Annotated in this window: 15 protein-coding genes and 1 pseudogene; 8 read left to right on the top strand and 8 right to left on the bottom strand. The window is 64.7% G+C overall.

The features are described from left to right. Positions 1–80 precede the first annotated feature (80 nt). Entirely contained in the window at positions 81–515 is a 435-nt protein-coding gene (locus ACOQPH_RS00515; RefSeq protein WP_420622815.1) for a DUF6941 family protein, read from the top strand. Between the two features lie 292 nt (positions 516–807). Here the strand turns inward: ACOQPH_RS00515 and ACOQPH_RS00510 are convergent, their stop codons facing one another. The 4 genes from ACOQPH_RS00510 to ACOQPH_RS00495 form a co-directional block, all read right to left on the bottom strand. Beyond that, complete coding sequence (locus ACOQPH_RS00510; RefSeq protein ID WP_420622814.1) at positions 808–1,929, bottom strand: hypothetical protein; 1,122 nt, start codon at positions 1,927–1,929, stop codon at positions 808–810. A gap of 14 nt (positions 1,930–1,943) precedes the next feature. Then, positions 1,944–2,327, bottom strand: a complete 384-nt coding sequence (locus tag ACOQPH_RS00505) for a hypothetical protein (protein ID WP_420622813.1) — start codon at positions 2,325–2,327, stop codon at positions 1,944–1,946. A 74-nt stretch (positions 2,328–2,401) separates the two neighbouring features. Beyond that, positions 2,402–2,665 (bottom strand): type II toxin-antitoxin system RelE family toxin, encoded by a 264-nt coding sequence (locus ACOQPH_RS00500; protein WP_420622812.1) that lies wholly within the window; start codon positions 2,663–2,665, stop codon positions 2,402–2,404. Between the two features lie 19 nt (positions 2,666–2,684). Beyond that, positions 2,685–2,939 carry a type II toxin-antitoxin system Phd/YefM family antitoxin gene (locus ACOQPH_RS00495; protein WP_419551943.1) on the bottom strand — a complete coding sequence of 85 codons (255 nt, stop codon included), beginning with the start codon at positions 2,937–2,939 and terminating at the stop codon, positions 2,685–2,687. 153 nt (positions 2,940–3,092) lie between these two features. Between ACOQPH_RS00495 and ACOQPH_RS00490 the strand changes: the two genes are divergently transcribed. After that, on the top strand, positions 3,093–4,121 hold the full coding sequence (locus tag ACOQPH_RS00490) for an alpha/beta fold hydrolase (protein ID WP_420624387.1): 1,029 nt from the start codon (positions 3,093–3,095) through the stop codon (positions 4,119–4,121). A 28-nt stretch (positions 4,122–4,149) separates the two neighbouring features. Here the strand turns inward: ACOQPH_RS00490 and ACOQPH_RS00485 are convergent, their stop codons facing one another. The 4 genes from ACOQPH_RS00485 to ACOQPH_RS00470 form a co-directional block, all read right to left on the bottom strand. After that, entirely contained in the window at positions 4,150–5,700 is a 1,551-nt protein-coding gene (locus ACOQPH_RS00485) for an MFS transporter (RefSeq protein WP_420622811.1), read from the bottom strand. A gap of 46 nt (positions 5,701–5,746) precedes the next feature. Continuing rightward, entirely contained in the window at positions 5,747–6,571 is an 825-nt protein-coding gene (locus ACOQPH_RS00480) for an SDR family NAD(P)-dependent oxidoreductase (protein ID WP_420622810.1), read from the bottom strand. Positions 6,572–6,633: 62 nt separating this feature from the next. After that, positions 6,634–7,725 carry a Zn-dependent alcohol dehydrogenase gene (locus tag ACOQPH_RS00475; RefSeq protein ID WP_419551939.1) on the bottom strand — a complete coding sequence of 364 codons (1,092 nt, stop codon included), beginning with the start codon at positions 7,723–7,725 and terminating at the stop codon, positions 6,634–6,636. A gap of 123 nt (positions 7,726–7,848) precedes the next feature. Next, on the bottom strand, positions 7,849–9,195 hold the full coding sequence (locus tag ACOQPH_RS00470; RefSeq protein WP_420622809.1) for an MFS transporter: 1,347 nt from the start codon (positions 9,193–9,195) through the stop codon (positions 7,849–7,851). A gap of 298 nt (positions 9,196–9,493) precedes the next feature. On the opposite strand from ACOQPH_RS00470, the pseudogene ACOQPH_RS00465 reads away from it, so the two are divergent. The 6 genes and pseudogenes from ACOQPH_RS00465 to ACOQPH_RS00440 all read left to right on the top strand — a co-directional run. Continuing rightward, a pseudogene (locus ACOQPH_RS00465) lies at positions 9,494–9,559 on the top strand (TA system antitoxin ParD family protein); the annotation flags it as partial. Between the two features lie 30 nt (positions 9,560–9,589). After that, positions 9,590–9,787: a hypothetical protein gene (locus ACOQPH_RS00460; RefSeq protein ID WP_420624395.1), complete on the top strand. Its 198-nt coding sequence runs from the start codon at positions 9,590–9,592 to the stop codon at positions 9,785–9,787. Next, complete coding sequence (locus ACOQPH_RS00455) at positions 9,768–10,259, top strand: zeta toxin family protein (RefSeq protein WP_420622808.1); 492 nt, start codon at positions 9,768–9,770, stop codon at positions 10,257–10,259. Before ACOQPH_RS00460 ends, ACOQPH_RS00455 begins: the two co-directional genes overlap by 20 nt. A gap of 145 nt (positions 10,260–10,404) precedes the next feature. Then, positions 10,405–11,235, top strand: coding sequence for a DUF429 domain-containing protein (locus ACOQPH_RS00450; protein ID WP_420622807.1), 831 nt, complete (start codon positions 10,405–10,407; stop codon positions 11,233–11,235). A 100-nt stretch (positions 11,236–11,335) separates the two neighbouring features. Beyond that, positions 11,336–12,244, top strand: a complete 909-nt coding sequence (locus ACOQPH_RS00445; protein WP_420622806.1) for an IS982 family transposase — start codon at positions 11,336–11,338, stop codon at positions 12,242–12,244. Between the two features lie 511 nt (positions 12,245–12,755). Then, the gene (locus tag ACOQPH_RS00440) at positions 12,756–17,411 is read left to right on the top strand and encodes a choice-of-anchor R domain-containing protein (RefSeq protein WP_420622805.1); all 4,656 of its coding nucleotides are present in this window, start codon (positions 12,756–12,758) and stop codon (positions 17,409–17,411) included. The last annotated feature ends 1 nt before the right edge of the window (position 17,412 follow it).

Below are 17,412 nucleotides of genomic sequence, written 5' to 3'. Positions count from 1 at the left end.
GACGGCCAGCCGGTGATGGCATAGGCCAATGAGTTTACAGCCGTATACTGCTGTCGTACATCTTGGAGAGGATCGTCGCCGTGCCACGCATCGAGATGCTCACACTCGCGAACCACGCTGAGGTTCAGAATGGATTGATGTATCTCAGCGGCGCCGAGTGGGACACCTTGACACGCGACATTCCGAACGGCACCCCGCCGCCCCCACAACATCTGGGCATCGGCGTATCCGTAGTCGTGGGATGGACCGAGGCCAACGAGCGCCACATGCTGCACCTCTGGATCGAAGACGAAGACGGGCAGCCCGGACTGCTCGATGTCAACGCCGAACTCGAAGTCGGACGCCCCGTCGGAAAGGTGCATGGAACCGATAGCCGGGCTCCGTTCGCGATCAACGGCATCATCACGTTCCCCAAGGCTGGCCACTACGCGATCTGCGCACAGGTCGGCAACGAAGCCCCGCTGAAGTATCCGTTCCGAGTCGTCGATCGGTCGAGTCCGAGCCGACCCGGGTGAGACTCGCGCGCAGCGACGATCTCCGACGTTGGGATCGACGTGCCGCGGCCTCCTCGCGATGTCGAATCTCCTCGACCAGCGAGGCCACCGACGGCGTCGCGGCCATGCGCTCCAGTTCCTGCCGCAGGTATTCCTCTAAGGACTGGGAACGGCTCGCAGCGTGTTCGACCAGTCGATCTCGGACACTCTCCGGAACGTCGTAGACGGTGATCTCCACGTCCATCGCGACACCACCATGCCAAGAACTACGGGCGACCGTTGCCATTCGACACCTGCTCGGCGCTCGGGTTCCCTAGGCCGGTATCTCATCGGCTGGCTGAGCATCACCAGCAGCAAGCTCGGTTAAGTCGGTCGCCGCGAGAGCCGGAAGGACGACATCGCGAACACGCTCAACCTGCTCGACGACGTCTTCGAGGACATCGGCGTACTCGACGCCGGTCTGCAAGCGCAGCGGTATCCACAGGTGGTTGCCAGGACTCCAGAGGTGTTCGATGTCGTCGTGCCTTCTGACGGCATCGATGTCCCGCTGCCGGTCGTGCCAGAAGCGCAGCCACAGCGGCGTGATTCGCGACTTCGCCCACTGTTCGCAGCTGACGCACAGTGCATGATCGCCCGTCATCCGGTCGCCGTCTTTCGAGCGGAATCTGAAGTACCGCAAGAAACCGTCGGGTTGTGGCGCAGCCTTAAGCCCCTCCGTCTCCATCCAATCCTGCCCCCAGACCACGTCATTGACGATCCGGTTGAAGTCCAGAATCCGTCGGGGAATTGCTGCGCTGAAGTCTTCGCCATGCAAAGGCGCAAAAGCGACATCGTCTTGTGCGCGTGCCAAGACCTTCAGTTGCCGAATGTTGTGGACCATCGACGTGTCAGCGGGCTCCAGACGGTCAAGCAGGGTGCCCCAACTCATCAACGCGACGCGCTTCTCGGTGCTGCCCAGCTTGGTGCTGCTCACATTGGCGACCTTCATCGAGCCGACGTTGCGGGCCTGCTCAAGCTGCAGATCCTTCGCTTCGTCAAACTGTCGTTCAATCTTGGCCCAGAGCGTTTCGCTGCGGACCTCAGGGGCTACGAAGAGCAGCATCGCTGGCCCGTCGCAGACCAAGTGCCTGACGTAGCCGCTCGCCTGGCCGCTCAGGAGCGCCGCCCAGAACTTCGATTCGATGATGAGCCGCATCGAGCCGCTGCTGTCGTACGCGACGAGATCCAGCCGTTCCTCGTTGGAGGCGTGCACTTGGGTCTTGACGTTCTCTAACGGCTTCAGTTTGCTGTCGCCGTCACTCACGAGACCAGCCAGCGCCTTGCGACACTGCTCCGACATGTTCAGGATGTAGGCGAGCGCGTCGGTGGCGGCGTCCTCAACCTGGGGCGTCAGTTTCGGTACCAGATAGGCCAGCAGGGAGTGGTCGTCGGGCATCAGGGGGTCTCCGTTCAGTTGGTCCAGTCGCGCGCGGGTGATGTCGGGTAGTCGTCGTGGCGGCCGGTGTCTCCGGGCTGGATCACGAAGTCTCGCCTGTCGCGGTACAGCAGTGCCCGGTTGATGACGTAGTTGTCCTCGCCGGCGAGCGGGTTGATCCTGCGGTAGTCGGTCATCAGCCAGTACTTGTAATCGCCGACGAACAGGTACGTGTTCGACATCCGGAAGAAACGGCCTGCCACGCCCTCGCCGGCGTGGAACCGGGCGCAGATCGCCGCGAGCAGCTCCCGCTGATCGTCCTTCTCGCTCAGCACGTACTCGTGCGGCCACGTGTCCCGGTAGGTCACGGCCTCGCGCCACGGCGCATTCTCGATGAGTTCAGTCAATTGTGTGTTCACAGCCGCCAGCATCGCGGAGGGGTGCGACAAGTTCGCCAGCCGGCTCTGTGCCTACCGGTTCCGTGGGATGCGATCTAGGCGAGTCGGTAGACGTCGCGGCGGTGTTGGACCCGGTGGATGACGACGATCTCGGCATCTTCATCCACTTCGTAGACGATGCGGTAGTCCCCACGACGAGCGGATCGGTAACCGCTCAGAATCCCGCCAAGAGGCTTTCCAGCCCGGAACGGATTCTCGCTGATGGGTCCGCTCATGGTTGCCAATGCGGCAGCGCGCACACCTTCGGGCAGGCGGTCGATGTGCCGTCTGCTGGCAGCGGTGAGCGTAACGGCATACACCGATTCGAATCGGGTCGACCTAGATGATTTCTTGCAGCGGGATCAGCTTGCCCTCGGCAGCTTCTTGCTGAGACAACCGCAATGACGCCATGAGTTCCTCGTCCCCGAGTATGTCCAGCGTCTCTTCGAGCGATTCCAGTTCGTCGGGGCTCATGAGCACGAACGACGGCCGACCATGTCGGGTCACCACAATGCGTTCGTGCTGATTTTCGATGCGGTCTGCCAACTCCGACAACCGGGCCTTTGCCTCGGAGAACGGCAGAACTTCAGTCATGGTCGACGATTTTAGACCAGAATTCTGACCAATAGTGTCGTATCCGTTCATGAGCCGCCCAACATCTATAACAACATATTATAGTAATTTTCAATTAGTTTTGATCAACAGCTTTTTTGGAGGACGAAGCGGAATCGCGGCGTGCGGGCCAGAATGTCGGCCATGAGCGAATCGAACGCCAACACCACCCTCGACCTGTCCGGTGTGAGGCACCACGACGTGGATGCGCTGGGCACCCGGATCCATGTGGCCGAGATGGGTGAGGGGCCGATGGTGCTGTTCGTCCACGGATTCCCCGAGTCGTGGTACTCGTGGCGTCACCAGCTCCCCGCGGTGGCAGTGGCTGGGTACCGGGCTGTCGCGATCGACGTCCGGGGCTACGGCCGCTCCTCCGCGCCTAGGGCCGTCGAGGACTACCGCATGGTGCGCCATGTCGCCGACAACGTGGGCGTCGTGCGGGCGCTCGGCGAAGACTCGGCGGTCATCGTGGGCCATGACTGGGGCTCGCCAATCGCTTGGAGCTCGGCGCTGCTGCGGCCCGACATCTTCACTGCGCTCGGGCTGGTGAGCGTGCCCTACAATGCCCGCAGCGACTTCAAGCCGAGTGCAGCGTTCCGGATGATGGGCGGCGACGAGGAGTTCTACATCGAGTACTTCCAGAAACCCGGCCGGGCTGAGGCCGAGATGGAAGTCGATCTGCCGCACTGGTTGCTGGGCATGTACTACGCCGCCTCGGGCGACGGTGTCCGGGCACGCGTGGCGTCAGCGGACTCGTCGGGCGGACGTTTCACGGTGGCGCCCGGCGGCAAGCTGTCGGACCGCTTCATCTGGCCCGAACCCGGCACTTGGCCGCATTGGATGACGGAGGCCGACTTCGACTACTACGCCTCTGAGTTCACGCGCACCGGCATGTCCGGCGGGCTGAACCGCTACCGCAACGTTGACCGCGACTGGGAGGACATGGCTGCATTCGATGACGCACCCATCACCCAGCCGAGCCTGTTCGTCGGGGGCGAGGTTGACGGACCGACCGTGTGGGGCGCCGGCTCCATCGCCAAGTTCCCGCAGACCATGCCCAACCTGCACAAGTCAGTGATCCTCGACGGCATCGGACACTGGGTGCAGCAGGAAGCCGCCGACGAGCTCAACGCCGAGCTGCTCGACTTCCTCGCCGCGCTGTAGCGCCTTTTCGCGCCCTGCCAGGCTGGAATCAGCCGCGGGAGGAAAGAGCCCGGCGCGAGGCGAACAGCGGCGTTATGAAACCGAACGCCGCTACGACGGCGCCGAACATGAAGGTGGCTTGGGTGCGTCCCAACGACGGGTCTGCGCCCGCGAACGCAAGCATCGACTGGATGCCGAAGATGATGCCGATCCACATGACGGTCTGGTTCATGCCGTTGGCGATGCCGAGATCCTTGTCATCAACGGAGTTGGCAACGAGCATCTGATAGGCCGGCGAGCCGAAGCCAGCTGACACGCCCGACAGCACAAGCCCGACCATGACCAGCGTGAGCCCCCAATCGCCGGGACTGCTGCCGGCGGCGAAGGCCAGCATCGAGCCGATCATGGCGGTCGACGCAAAGATCATCGGAACCCGTGCGCCGATCTTGGTCACCAGCGTTCCGCCGAACGGCGATGCGAGCGCAAATGCGCCAGGCCGCGGCACCATCAGCAAGGCAGCAACCCCGACGGAGTACAGATATCGCTCCTGCAGCACGATGGGCACGATCACGAACGCGCCCATGTAGGCGAACTGGTTGCAGGCCGCAGAGATCAGCGGCATGGAGAAGTTGGGTCGGCGGAACAAGCGGACGTCAAGCAGCGGAAATGTGGAGCGCAGCTCCCACAGCACGAACACAACGAACGCCGCTATTGCCCCGCCCAGCATCAGCATGAGCGTCTGGTCCGACAGCACCGGTGCGCCTGTGCGCGTCAGCGACGGCACCCGCGTGATAGCCAGCAGAGCAAGCAGCGTGCCAGTCGCCAGCAGCAGCGCTCCGAGCACGTCGATCGACACTCGCTGACCCTTCGGGATCGGTTTCACGACGAATGCGGCAAGCAAGGTGCCGCCCAGCCCGATCAGGCCGAACATCATGAAGATCGCTCGCCAGCCGACGACATCCAGCAGCGGTCCGCCGGCGACCACACCTATGGAGGGTGCGCCGGTCATGGCGAACTGGAACCAGCCCACCGCTTGAGCACGGCGCTCGGGACCGAATGCATGCATCAGCAGCGCCATCGCTGCGGGCATGAGCAGGCCGCCGCACAGGCCGAACACGACCCGCACGGCGACAAACGAGCCGAGGTTCCAGACCCAATAGTTGGCGATCATCATGGCGGTCATGCCTGCCATTCCGATCATGAACATGCGGCGATGCCCATAGATGTCGGCAAGCTTCCCGCCCGCCGGAGTCGACACCGCCATCGCCAGCATGAGGCCCGTCATCACCCAGCCGGCGTTGGACGCAGTGGTGCCGAACTCGTCAGCGATCGGCACCAAGGCAGCATTGACGAGCGTCATCAACGAGCCGAAGCCCAGCACCGCAACGCCGATCACGATCAGCAGTCGCCATCGGTAGCTGTCCGATTCGGGTGCCTCGACGACCGGTGGCTGATCGCCTGAGCGCGACGGCGACGGAGCGACAGACGGCGGTAGCGGACGGCCCGCGACGTCGAGCACTTGCGGGACGACCGTGAAGACTGACGGGCGAGCCGCCGGAATCTGTGTTGGCGCGCGCCAGATCGAACCGGCGGGCTTCATCAGGGCATCAGCTGCAAGTGCGTGCGTCGTCGCCCGAACGGGCCGCTCAACGGGTGAGATGCCCGTCGTCGAGCATCGCCTCCACCTGGTACCGGGCGATCTTGCCCATGTCCGGATGCGTCAGCACCCAGAAGCGGTCGGTGCGGACGGCGTCGAGCACCATCGGGCCGACCTCGGACGGGTCCATGCCTTCCGCCAGGAAACCCCGGAGCATGTCCCAGAATTTGTCGCCCTGCTCGGTGCGGACGTGATGGGAGGCATCCTCAGGGTCGCGATTGCGCTGGCTGTAGACGATGTTGGTGTTGATCGGCCCCGGGCACAGCACCGACGCATGGACCGGCGAGTTGCGCAGCCGCAGATCGCGCTCGAGGGTGGCCATGAGGGCAACGACACCGTGCTTGGCCACGTTGTACGCACCCAGCGAGGCGCCTGCATACAGGCCGGCAACCGATGCGGTCGAGTTGATGTGACCCTCACCGGCAGCCTCGATGATCGGCAGGAACACATGGGTGCCGTAGATCGGTCCCCACAGGTCGATGTCGAGGGTCCAGCGCCAGTCCTCGAGCGACATATCCCCCACCGGGCCGGGAATGCCGATGCCTGCGTTGTTGCACAGGAGATGGACTGCGCCGAATTGCTCTACCGCCGCCTCCGCGAGCGCTTCGATGTCGGCCAACTTGGACACATCGGTGCGTACCGCAATGGCTTCTGCACCAGTCGCGCTGATATCAGCAGCGGCATCGGACAGCGGTGTTTCTTCGATGTCGGCCAGCACCACATTCATGCCCGCCGCCGCGAACGTGACTGCCATGGCGCGACCCATGCCGCTTGCCGCGCCGGTCACGACGGCAACCTTGCCCTCGACGTCCATTGTCCCTCGCTCGCTCCTCGAGTTGTGTGCGTTGCTGTGAGTGTGTACCGATACGGGGCCCGCTAGTCGAAATCGATGACGGTGCGAGTGCCGACGCGCTGGCGCATCTGCTCGTAGCCGGTGTTGATGTCTTCGAGCGGCATGTGCGCCGAGATCATCTCGTCGAGCATCAGCCGTCCATCGAGGTACATGTCGACGTAGCGGGGCATGTCCACCCGGAAGGCGTTCGAGCCCATCATCGAGCCCTGCAGCCGCTTCTCGAGCATGAACACCTCGTAGCCGGCGATCTCGATCTTCTCGCCGAGCGGCATCATCCCGACGATGACGGTTGTGCCGCCCTGTCGCGATGACGACCACGCTTGTTCGCAGGTCCGCTTCAGCCCGATGCACTCGAAGGCGTAGTCCACCCCGCCGCCGGTCAGCTCCCTGATGGCTTCCACGGCATCGACCTCGGCGCCGTTGACCGTGTCGGTGGCGCCGACCTGGCGAGCCGTCTCGAGCTTGGCGTTCTCGACATCGACCGAGATGACACGACCAGCCCCGGCGATGCGTGCACCCTGGACTGCAGAGAGGCCGATGCCGCCTGCGCCGTACACCGCAACCGTGGAACCGGGCTCGATGCGGGCCGTCTTGAACACCGCGCCCAGACCGGTGGTGACGCCACAGCCGATGAGAGAAGCACGGTCGAGCGGCATGTCGTCGCGGATCTTCACCACGGCGTTCTGGTGAACGAGCATCTCCTCGGCAAACCCGCCGAGTCGGGCGAACTGCGAGACCGCGGTGCCGTCAGGCTTGGACAGCCGCGGCGCAGCGCCATCGGCGCGGGCCACTGCAGCGTGGTTCTGGCAAATGTTGGGGCGCCCGGTCAGGCAGCGCTCGCAGTGACCACAGAAAACAGAGAGGCAGGTGATGACGTGATCACCTGGCTTCACGTACGAGACGTTGTCGCCGACGGCGGCAACGAGGCCAGCGCTCTCGTGGCCCATCACGGCAGGCAGCTCATAGGGCCAGTGGGCGTCCATGAAGTGCAGGTCGCTGTGACACAGCCCAGCATGGCGAACCTCGATCACGACCTCGTTCGGACCGGGTGCATCCATCGAGATGTCTTCGATCTCAAGTTCGCCCGGAATCTCGTTGAGCACTGCTGCTTTCATCGTCGGCTTCCCCTCCCGTCACGCACGGCTACGGCGCAACTTGGCCACGCCGCAGCGTAGTCACCTGCGGGCTAGCGCATGAAAGCTCGGCATGCAGCGCGGCCGCCCGAGGTGCCCCGGGGCTCAGGGCGTGGGGCCGGTACGGCGAATGACCTCGGGACGGATCATCAGCCACAGCGTCATGCCCGCCAGACCCCCGCAGGCCATCAAGATGACCGCTGTGCGAGCACCGAGCTGCTGCGCCACTTCGCCGAGCACGTAGGTGCCCACCGGCAGAGCGCCGATGGCCATGCTCAGCAGGCCCATCGCACGGCCCCGCATCTCCTCAGAGACGGTGGTGAGCACCAAGGTCGACTGTGTGGCGGCAAAGAGTCCACTGCCGCAGCTCGCCACATACAACGTGATTGCCGCGATCAGGAAGTTCGGCGACAGCGCCCACACGATCAGCATCGCCATGGCCACGAAGACGCCGAACGTGTAGGCGAGCCCCCAGCGGCCACTGCCCCACTTGGCGGTGACCAGCGATCCAGTGATCATGCCGAAGCCGGTCATCGAGCCGATGATCCCGATCTGTGACGCCGTGGCATCGACCTCGTCGCCGATGAGCTGCACCGCGGGGAAGTAGGCAAACATGAAGAAGTTCGCCATCACGGTGACGCCCAGGATGCTGAGCAGGCCCCGGTTGGTGCGGGCCAGTCGCAAGCCCGCACGAAGCTCAGCAAGCGTCGAGTTTCGAGCAGGCTCCGGACGATGGGATGCCCCGCCGAGGGGCACGACTTCGAAGATCCGGTCCCGCAGAGCATCGGACCATCGATCTGTTGCTGCGGGCGCTGGTCGGGCTGGGGGCACCCGCGGCACCCACATGAGCAGGAACAAGCCCACACCGAGCATGGCAGCCACTCCTAGGAAGGCCGCCCCGACCCCGGCACGGTCGGCGACGGCACCGCCGAGCAGCTGCCCAGCGGCCACGCCGGATGCGAGCGCCATCGTCTCCCATGCCATTGCCTTGTGCAGCCGGTGCGGACCGACGATGTCGAGCACCAGGGCCCGCCGGCTTGTCATGTCGACGACCCAGCCGATGCCAGCGAACAGCAGGAACGGGAACAGCAGCAAGATGCCAAGCTGATCGGACCGTTCGGCGAACCCGATGACGGCGACGAAGGGCACCAGCAGCGCGGTCTGGAGCCGCACCGTGCGCCGGCGGTCGAACCGGTCCGAGATCACACCGCCGATGGCCCCGCCGAGCAGCAGCGGCGCCCACATGACGGCACCGGTGAGCTGCACCATGCGCGGCGAGTCGGTGATCTGATTGACGTGGAAGCTCGCCAGGAAGGCGATCGCCCAGCGTCCCCAGTGCCAGCACAACCCGCTGAACCACAGCGGGGCGAACCCGCGTGCGGAGAACGCCCCGCCGCCGCTGAACTCGGACTCGAGGCGCGGCGCTTCAGTGGCGGCCGCACCCCTGCGCATCAGCGCGGCATCCTACGAGCGAGCACGGCAAGGTGCCCGTTCCTGCTGCCGAATCAGGCCGGCACGACAGAATCTGGTCGTATGGGCTACTCGACCGTTTCCGGCGACACGAAAACGTCACTACATGGTCGTATGCGCTATACGGGTACCTGCCTCAGCTGGGCTTCCTCCCACCTTTGGGAGGACCGTGACGGTAGCAGAGTGCTACGATGGCGCCGGAGGTTGAGGCATGGCGACGAGCACTCCGATTTGAGTTGATCAGGACATTCACGCGGCGGCGCAGGAGATTGCTCCGGCGATGAGTCGAAGCACGTCGCAGCAGGTCAGCTTCTGGGCTCGCATCGGCAGAGCCTTGGACATGTCGCCTTGTGCGTCTACGCGCAGTGTCGAGCAGGTGCTCACTGGCGAGGCGGACTACGACTCGCTCAACTTCTTTGAGCAGGTGGTGTTCCGATCCAGGCGGGATGAGCGCATCTCCGAGCGTCTGCGGAATCTGGATCTCGAAGCCGTGTTCGCCGCTGAGGGGCGATCCTATGTTGAGCTCGATGACGAGGGGAATGTCGCCGAGCGGCGTGGAGTTCGTCAACGCTGATCTGATCGCTGCCGAATTGTGGCCTGGGCAGGAATCGACGCACGCATACGAGGCATCGGGGCTGGCAAACCAACGCAGAGCGGACCTGATCGATGAGCGGCGCTCGTTCGCAACCGAAACGGTGTTCTCGCACGAATCGAAGATCGAGCTCTTGCGGGAAGCCGTGCAGGGCGGTTATCTCGTGACGCTGCACATCATCATCGTTCCGGAGCATCTGGCGGTATCGCGGGTCGAGAACCGAGTCGAGCATGGCGGACACACAGTGCCTGAAGAGAAGATCAGAGCTCGCTATCAGAGACTCTGGAAACACGTAGCCGTAGGGATAGGCATTGCAGAGAATGCCTTCGTCTACAACAACTCGTCAATCAAGCATGCGTACAGACTCATAGCGCACTACCACTACGGCCAGAAGATACAGACGGACAAATGGCCATCATGGGCCCCGCTCGAGTTGACAGGGGCCAGCGACTAGGTCGATACCGCCTTCGTAAGCGCGGAGGTAACCAGTGCGGCCTGCCCCAAATGTGGCCCTGCCTGTGAAGTGCCTTACGACACACGGGGCCAGCCACGCTTGACTGCGACGGGGCGAGGGAATCGTGCATGTTCGGGGGACCAAGGTGGCAGGAGGCGAGACCGGCGACGGCGCTCGGCGTGTCGGGGGTGTGGACGGCGCTGCGGGTGGATGGGTCATGGCGATCACGGGCGCCGACGACGGCGCCGACGTCGAGTTCTCGCTGTGGGATTCGTTCGGCGCGCTCTGGGACGAGGCGCGCCGCCAATCGCTGGCCACTGTGGGCATCGACATGCCGATCGGGTTGCCGAGCAACGCTCCGAGAACGGCCGATGTGCAGGCCCGCGCACTGCTCGGTCGGCGACGGTCATCGCTGTTCTGGTCCCCGCCTGCTGCGGCCCTCGACGCCAACGACTATGACGAGGCCAACCAAGCATCTCGCGAGCATCTCGACATGGGCCTGTCGAAGCAGGCATACAACCTGCTGCCGAAGATTCGCGAGGTGCGCTCAGTTCTTGCACCCGCCGACTTCGAAGCCAGCGCAATGCCACGAGCCGCAGAGGTGCATCCCGAGCTGAGCTTCGCCGTGATGGCCGCCACGCTCCACACGACTGCTGTGCCCCGTCGGTCAGGCAGCCAGATCTTCCGCGGCGAAGAACCGACGCCCTCCCAGCCGCTGAAGTACCCGAAGCGCTACCAAGCGGGCATTGCCGAGCGTTTGGCCCTGCTGCGCTCGTGCTTCGCCAGCATCACCGAATCGGCGGTCCTAAGCCCGCTGGCTGGCCCACCGCACCCTGCGCTCGATGACCTGCTCGACGCTGCCGCCGCGGCATGGTCCGCCCGACGGATCGCCGCCGGTCACGCAGCCCAGCTCGGCGCCGTCGATGGTCACGTCCCGATCGACGACGCCGGCTATCCCCTCACCATCGTCGTGTGACCTAGATGATTAGTTCCAAGGGGTCGGGTCCACCGGTTGTGGGGTGAGGGTGTCCAAGCTCGGGGTGTGTATTCACGCTTCGATCTTGGAGGTTCTCAGCATGGGCCCGGACTTGGACACCCTCGCGACCGCACTGTATGTGAGGATCGATGACCTGTTGGCGCAGAACCCTGGGTGGGCTCCGCGGCGGCCTGTGGTGGGGTTCGCCCCGAAGCTGTCGGACGCGGAGCTGGTCACCTTGGCGGTGATCTCGGCGCTGCTGGGCTATGACAACGAGTCGCAGTTCGTGCGCTACGCGAGAGCGCATCTGGGGCCGTGGTTCCCGTATCTGCCCAACCGCGACGGCTACAACAAGCGGCTGCGGCGCAGCGCCGAGATGATCGCTCGTGTCATGGGATGGCTCGCACGCGAGTGCGAGTCGTGGCACGACGACGTGTGGCTGGTGGACTCCACCCCGGTCGAGTGCGGCACCAGCCGCGAGACCCAAAAGCGCTCTGACCTCGCGGGATGGGCCCAATACGGCTACTGCGCGTCGCATTCCCGCTGGTTCTGGGGCTTGCGGCTGCATCTTGTGGCCACCCCGGCGGGGCTGCCGATCGCGTTCGCTCTCGCCGGCGCGAAAGCCGACGAACGCGACGTCTGCGCCGACATGATCGACGCCGCCGGGATCGCCCGGCCGGGCCAGACCCTCATCGCCGACAACCGCTACCGCTCTGCTGCGTTCGAAGCCGACCTCAACGACGTCGGCATCACCGTGCTGCGCCCCGCCACCCGATCCGAGGCCCCACGGCCCGGCGCCAGATTCCTGCGGCCCCTGCGCCAGATCATCGAATCGATCAACCAGACCCTCAAAGGCCAGCTCAGCCTCGAACGCCACAAAGGCCGCACCAAAGCCGGCGTCGCCGCGCGCATCGGCGCCCGGCTCCTCGCCCTCACGGCCGCCATCTGGCACAACGAGACCTACCACCGAACACGCCCCAGCCGCTCACTCACCGCCTACGACCACTAAACCCTTGGAACTAATCATCTAGACCACGAGGCAACACATCAGTCGCGTTGCATTCGGGAAAGCTGGCGCTCTCGGGTTCGGGCCGGTCAGCATTTTCGGGTTCGGGCGGACCTGCGCCAGGCTGAGAACCGGATTGCCGTTGTCGACGCCAAGGAGGCCGCCCGGGCTGCGTTCAGCGGGAAAGCATCGGTAGTGCCCAAGGGCAATGACGGGATCGTCGAGCCGATCCGGCAGATCCCGGCCAAGCGGCCAAGCACCCAACTACCCGCCCGCAGCCGACATCTCACCGGCCTCTCCCATGTGGTCGGTCTCATAAGAACAACACTTATACTCATGTATCTGTGACATCCCCTCATGACTATGTGACACATCGCCAGTCAGCCGGCGAGCGGCACGAAACACCGGGCACTTCCACCGCCGCCAGAGGCAGGGTCGATGTGCTCGAACGTGCTACCCAAACGCTGGACCCCCCCCCTCCCGACTCTGGGGTTCGGCCGGCCGGAGGTAGGTCATGACCGCCTCCCGGCGTCGTGCGACGCTTCCGCTGCTGCTCGTTGGGCTGGGCGCCATTGCCGCGCTGGCGAGCACCCTGTGGTTCGCTGACGCCCGGAATCCCGCCCACGCCCAGACTCCGGTGAACCAGTCCGCCACCGGCCGGCCGGTGGTGCTGGTTTCGGCTGAGGACCCCGGCGTGTTCGCGGTGGACGTCTCGGGCATCGGCGACGCCGACGGGATCCCCAATGTGGGTAATAAGAACGGGACGGGCGACTTGCACGACTTCTCGTTCCGGTGGATCCGCATCGACGGCAACACCGAGATCGAGGTGGGCCTCGACTCGCCCCACCCCGACTCGACCCACTTCCGGCAGTTCCACGGCCAATTGGACCTGCCCGGCCCCGACATGATGTATGGAACTACGGATGATATTCGGCCAGATTCTTCGGATTTGATGATCGAGTCGGGCCGCTACCGGCGGGTCGAGGCCGATATCGGCAAGCTGCTCAAGGTGGAGGTGTCGTTCACCGACAGCGAGGGCAACTCAGAGACGGTGACCAGCCTGCCGTTCGGCCCGGTTCCCGCACCGGCGCCGCTGCCCGCGTCGACGCTGGTCAGCAACACGGACCAGTCGGCGTCGGCCACGGCGATGATCACCGCGCAGTACGACATGGGCTTCAAGCTGGGCAGTCACGGCCAGGGCTACGAGATCTCAAGCGTGTCGATCGAGCTGGCCGCGGTGCCGTCCAGCCTCACCGTGTCGCTGTGGATGGGCCGCCCTCCTGCGTCGGGCGCCACAGGTGCGCACACCAAGCTGTTCGATTTTGAGAACCCGTCCTCGTTCGCCGTCGGCCTGAACGAGTTCACGGCCCTGACGGGCGCGTTCGCGTACCAGGGCGTCGATTACTTCATCGTGCTGTCGGGCTTCGGGTCGTCGCTGTCGATCAAGGAGACGACTTCTGACGACGAGGATGACTACCAAGAGCCGGGAGCGACGCTGAGCAACAGCGCGGGCGGGGACACCAACGTGCTGCGCCTGGCCATCAAGGGCTCGCAGCGGCACAGCGGCATCCTGACCTCGAACTACGCGCAAGACCAGGACATGCAGGAACAGGAAATCGTCTCGCTCGGCGACGAGGGCGGTTTCAAGTTCACTGTCGGGGCAGCGGACCGCTACCTCATCCGCGGTGTGACCTTCGCCGGGGACAACTCCATAGCTGGGGGGACCTTTGTCAACCCGTGGCAACTGCGCGACGGAACCACCAAACTGTTCCGGCTGATCAACACACGTCAGATAGTCGGCATCAACGAATGGACGGCTCCCCAAGGCGCAACCGTGACAGGAACCGACTCATACGAGTTCTTCTGGGACATCAAGTCGGTCGACCGAATGGGGGGCGTCGTCTTCGGCCGCCTGTTTGGCACTTCGTACACTACGGAGGACTTGCCGAAGGCGACCGGCGTGACCATCGACGGCGCGAATACGGATTTGGCTATTTCCATAACCAGACCGCTGATGGCCGTTCTCGGCGACCCGCTGGATGCGATGGTGCAGAACCTGGGCCAGGCCGACAACAGTTATGTTTCTGTTGGCGGTACCAACAAGGTGTTGTCGCAGGGCTTCAGGACCGGTCCCGACGCGGACGGCTACCCGTTGATGGGCTTCGGTGTCAACATCGAGGGGTCCGACAGCAAGTTTCCCGACAGCCCGGTGTCGGTGTCGGCGGCCGTGTACGCCGATTCGGGCGGCAAGCCGGGCGTCAAGCTGTTCGACCTCCTCAGTCCCGGCGAGTTCGGGGCGGGCCACAGCTTTTTCGAGGCGCCGCCGGGAACGACGCTGGACGCGAGCACGTCCTATGTGCTGGTGTGGCGATACAACAGCGGCACCGTGCACCGGCTGGTGAAGACCGCCTGCGACAGCGAGGACACGGGCGCGCGAGCAGGTTTCGCCATCGCGGACGCGTTCTATCAGGGTGTCGACCTGGGCAGCATGGCCGCGAACTCAAACGGCGACGTGATGGAGCTCGCGGTGTACAGCAGAGGCCGCCCCAATGCCACCGGCCGGCCGATCGTGCTGGCTTCCGCGGAGGACCCCGGCGTGTTGGCTGTGGACACTTCGCGTATTGGCGACCCCGACGGGATCCTCAATGTGGGCGACCCGGAGGGGACGGGCATCCTGCATGACTTCTCCTACCGGTGGATCCGGGTCGACGGCGACACTGAGACCGTGGTGGGCGCCGACTCGGCCGACTACCGGCAGATCGTACTTAGTTTGCGCAATGCGGGCATACGCATCGAGTCGGGCCGCTACCGGCGTGTCGAGGCTGATATCGGCAAGCTGCTCAAGGTGGAGGTGTCGTTCACCGACGACTCCGGCCACGCCGAGACGGTGACCAGCGGGCTGTTCGGCCCGGTTCCCAGGCCGGCGCGGCCGCCGTCGGCGTCGACGCTGGTCGCCAACACCGCCCAGCCGGCGTCGGCCACGGCGACGGCGACGATCACCGGGCGGTACGCGATGGGGTTCGAGCTGGGCAGTCACGGCCACGGCTACGAGATCTCGGACGTGTCGATCGATCTGGCCGCGGTGCCGTCCAGTCTGACCGTGTCGCTATGGATGGGCCACGCTCCTGGGTCGGGCGCCGCAGGTGCGCAGACCAAGCTGTTCGATTTTGAGAACCCGTCCTCGTTCGCCGTCGGCCTGAACAGGTTCAGGGCCCTGCCGGGCGCGTTCGCGTACCAGAACGTCGATTACTTCATCGTGCTGTCGGGTTTCGGGTCGTCGCTGTCGATCAAAGAGACGACGTCTGACGATGAGGACGATGACGGCGAGACGGGAGCGACGCTGAGCAACAGCGCGGGCGGGGACACCAACGTGCTGCGCCTGGCCGTGAAGGGCTCGAAGCGTGCCAGCGGCATCCTGGTCTCGACCTACGCGCAAGCCTCGGGCGAGCAGGAAATCGTCTCGACCGGCGACATGCTCGGTTTCGGGATCACTGTGGGGGCAGCGGATCGCTACCTCATCCGCGGTGCGTCCTTCAGCGGGGACAACAGCGAACTAGGGGGGCTCTTTACCGCCCCGTGGGATCTGCGCGACGGAACCGACGAGCTGTTCCGCATGGTCAGCACACGTCAGATAAGCGGCATCAACGAATGGACGGCCCCCCAAGGCGCGACCGTGGCAGGAGGGTGCACCACTGACGAAATGACGATGGTAGAGACCTGCGAGAAATACAACTTCCACCAGCTAACTACGGACCCTGTGACGGGGTACCGGGTGGGAGGCGTCGTGCTGTCCCGCTATTTTGGCACCGCGTCCACTGCGGAGGACTCGCCGAAGGCGACCGGGGTGACCATCGGCAGCCCTACCGGGGATTTTGCCCTCGACACACCGCTGATGGCCATCTTCGGCGAGCCGCTCGACGCGATGGTGCAGAACCTGGGCCAGACCGACAGGGGCTACGTTTCCGTCGGCGGCGCCACCAATAAGGTGTTGTCGCAGGGTTTCACGACCGGTTCGGTTTCGTTCGGGTATCGGTTGCAGGGCATCGGGATCTACATCGAGGGCTCCGACAGCCAGTTCCCTGACGGTCCGATGTCGGTGTCGGTGTCGGTGCACGCCGATTCGGGCGGCAAGCCGGGCGGCAAGCTGTTCGACCTCGTCAGCCCCGGCGATATTGGGGCGGGCGACAGGTTCTTCGAGGCGCCGCCGGGTACGCAACTGAAGCCGGAGACTTCTTATGTGCTGGTGTGGCGCTGGAACGGCGGCACCTGGCACCGCTTGCAGCGGACCTCGAGCGACAGCGAGGATTCGGGCGCGCTCACGGGCTTCAGCATCGCGGACGCGTACTATCTCGGTGCCGACCTGACCAGCCTGTCTAAGAACTCCGGCGGCAATTCGCTGGAGATCGCGGTGTACGGCGAAGCCAACACCGAGACCCCTCGCCCGCCGTTCGTGGAGGGCGGTCATCCGGTGACCACGAGCTGGCTCCACATCCCCGACGACGCCGAGGAGGGGTACCAGTTCAGGCTGGTGTTCGTCACCCAGAGCGCGACGCTGCCCGCCTCGGGCAACATCGATGACTACAACGCTTTCGTCCAGCAGGAAGCGGCGGGGACCCATGTCCGGGGCGAAGAAGTCGCCGTGCGGTACACCGATCCGGTCATCCGGAGGGTCGCCGATGAGTTCAGGGCGGTGGTGTGCACTGCTTCGGTCGGCGCGCGATCGAACACCGAGATGCCGACCACCGCGATCGGGGTGCCGATCCACTGGCTGGACGGCGGCTGGGAGGACCGCCCGACGCTGATCGCTGGTTCGTACGACAGGTTCTACGGCGGCGCTTGGGACAACACCGAATACGGCGCGTACGTCACGGGGAACTCCGCCTATCTCGAGGTGAATGCCATGGTCTGGACCGGGTGCAACGCCTCTGGGGTCAAGGATCCGATATTCCCCATGGGTGATCCGAACAGCATGGGGATGGTGGCCGCTGGCTCGCCGAGAAATAGCGACAGCAAGCTAAATCGAGATCCGGACAGCGATCGAGAGCGAAAGACGGATTTCAACCTCGCTCCTGTCGGAGCGGTCGATGTCGATGAGGGGCGTTTGACCGGGAACATCGACGAGTACCGGCCGCTCTATAGGATCTCGCCGGTCTTCACGGTCGTGCGGTAGC

The organism is Candidatus Poriferisodalis sp. (assembly GCF_965221945.1).
Taxonomy (GTDB): Bacteria; Actinomycetota; Acidimicrobiia; order Acidimicrobiales; family Poriferisodalaceae; genus Poriferisodalis.
The sequence above is the reverse complement of the archived record's forward strand: the minus strand, read 5'-3'. Positions and strand labels throughout refer to the sequence as shown.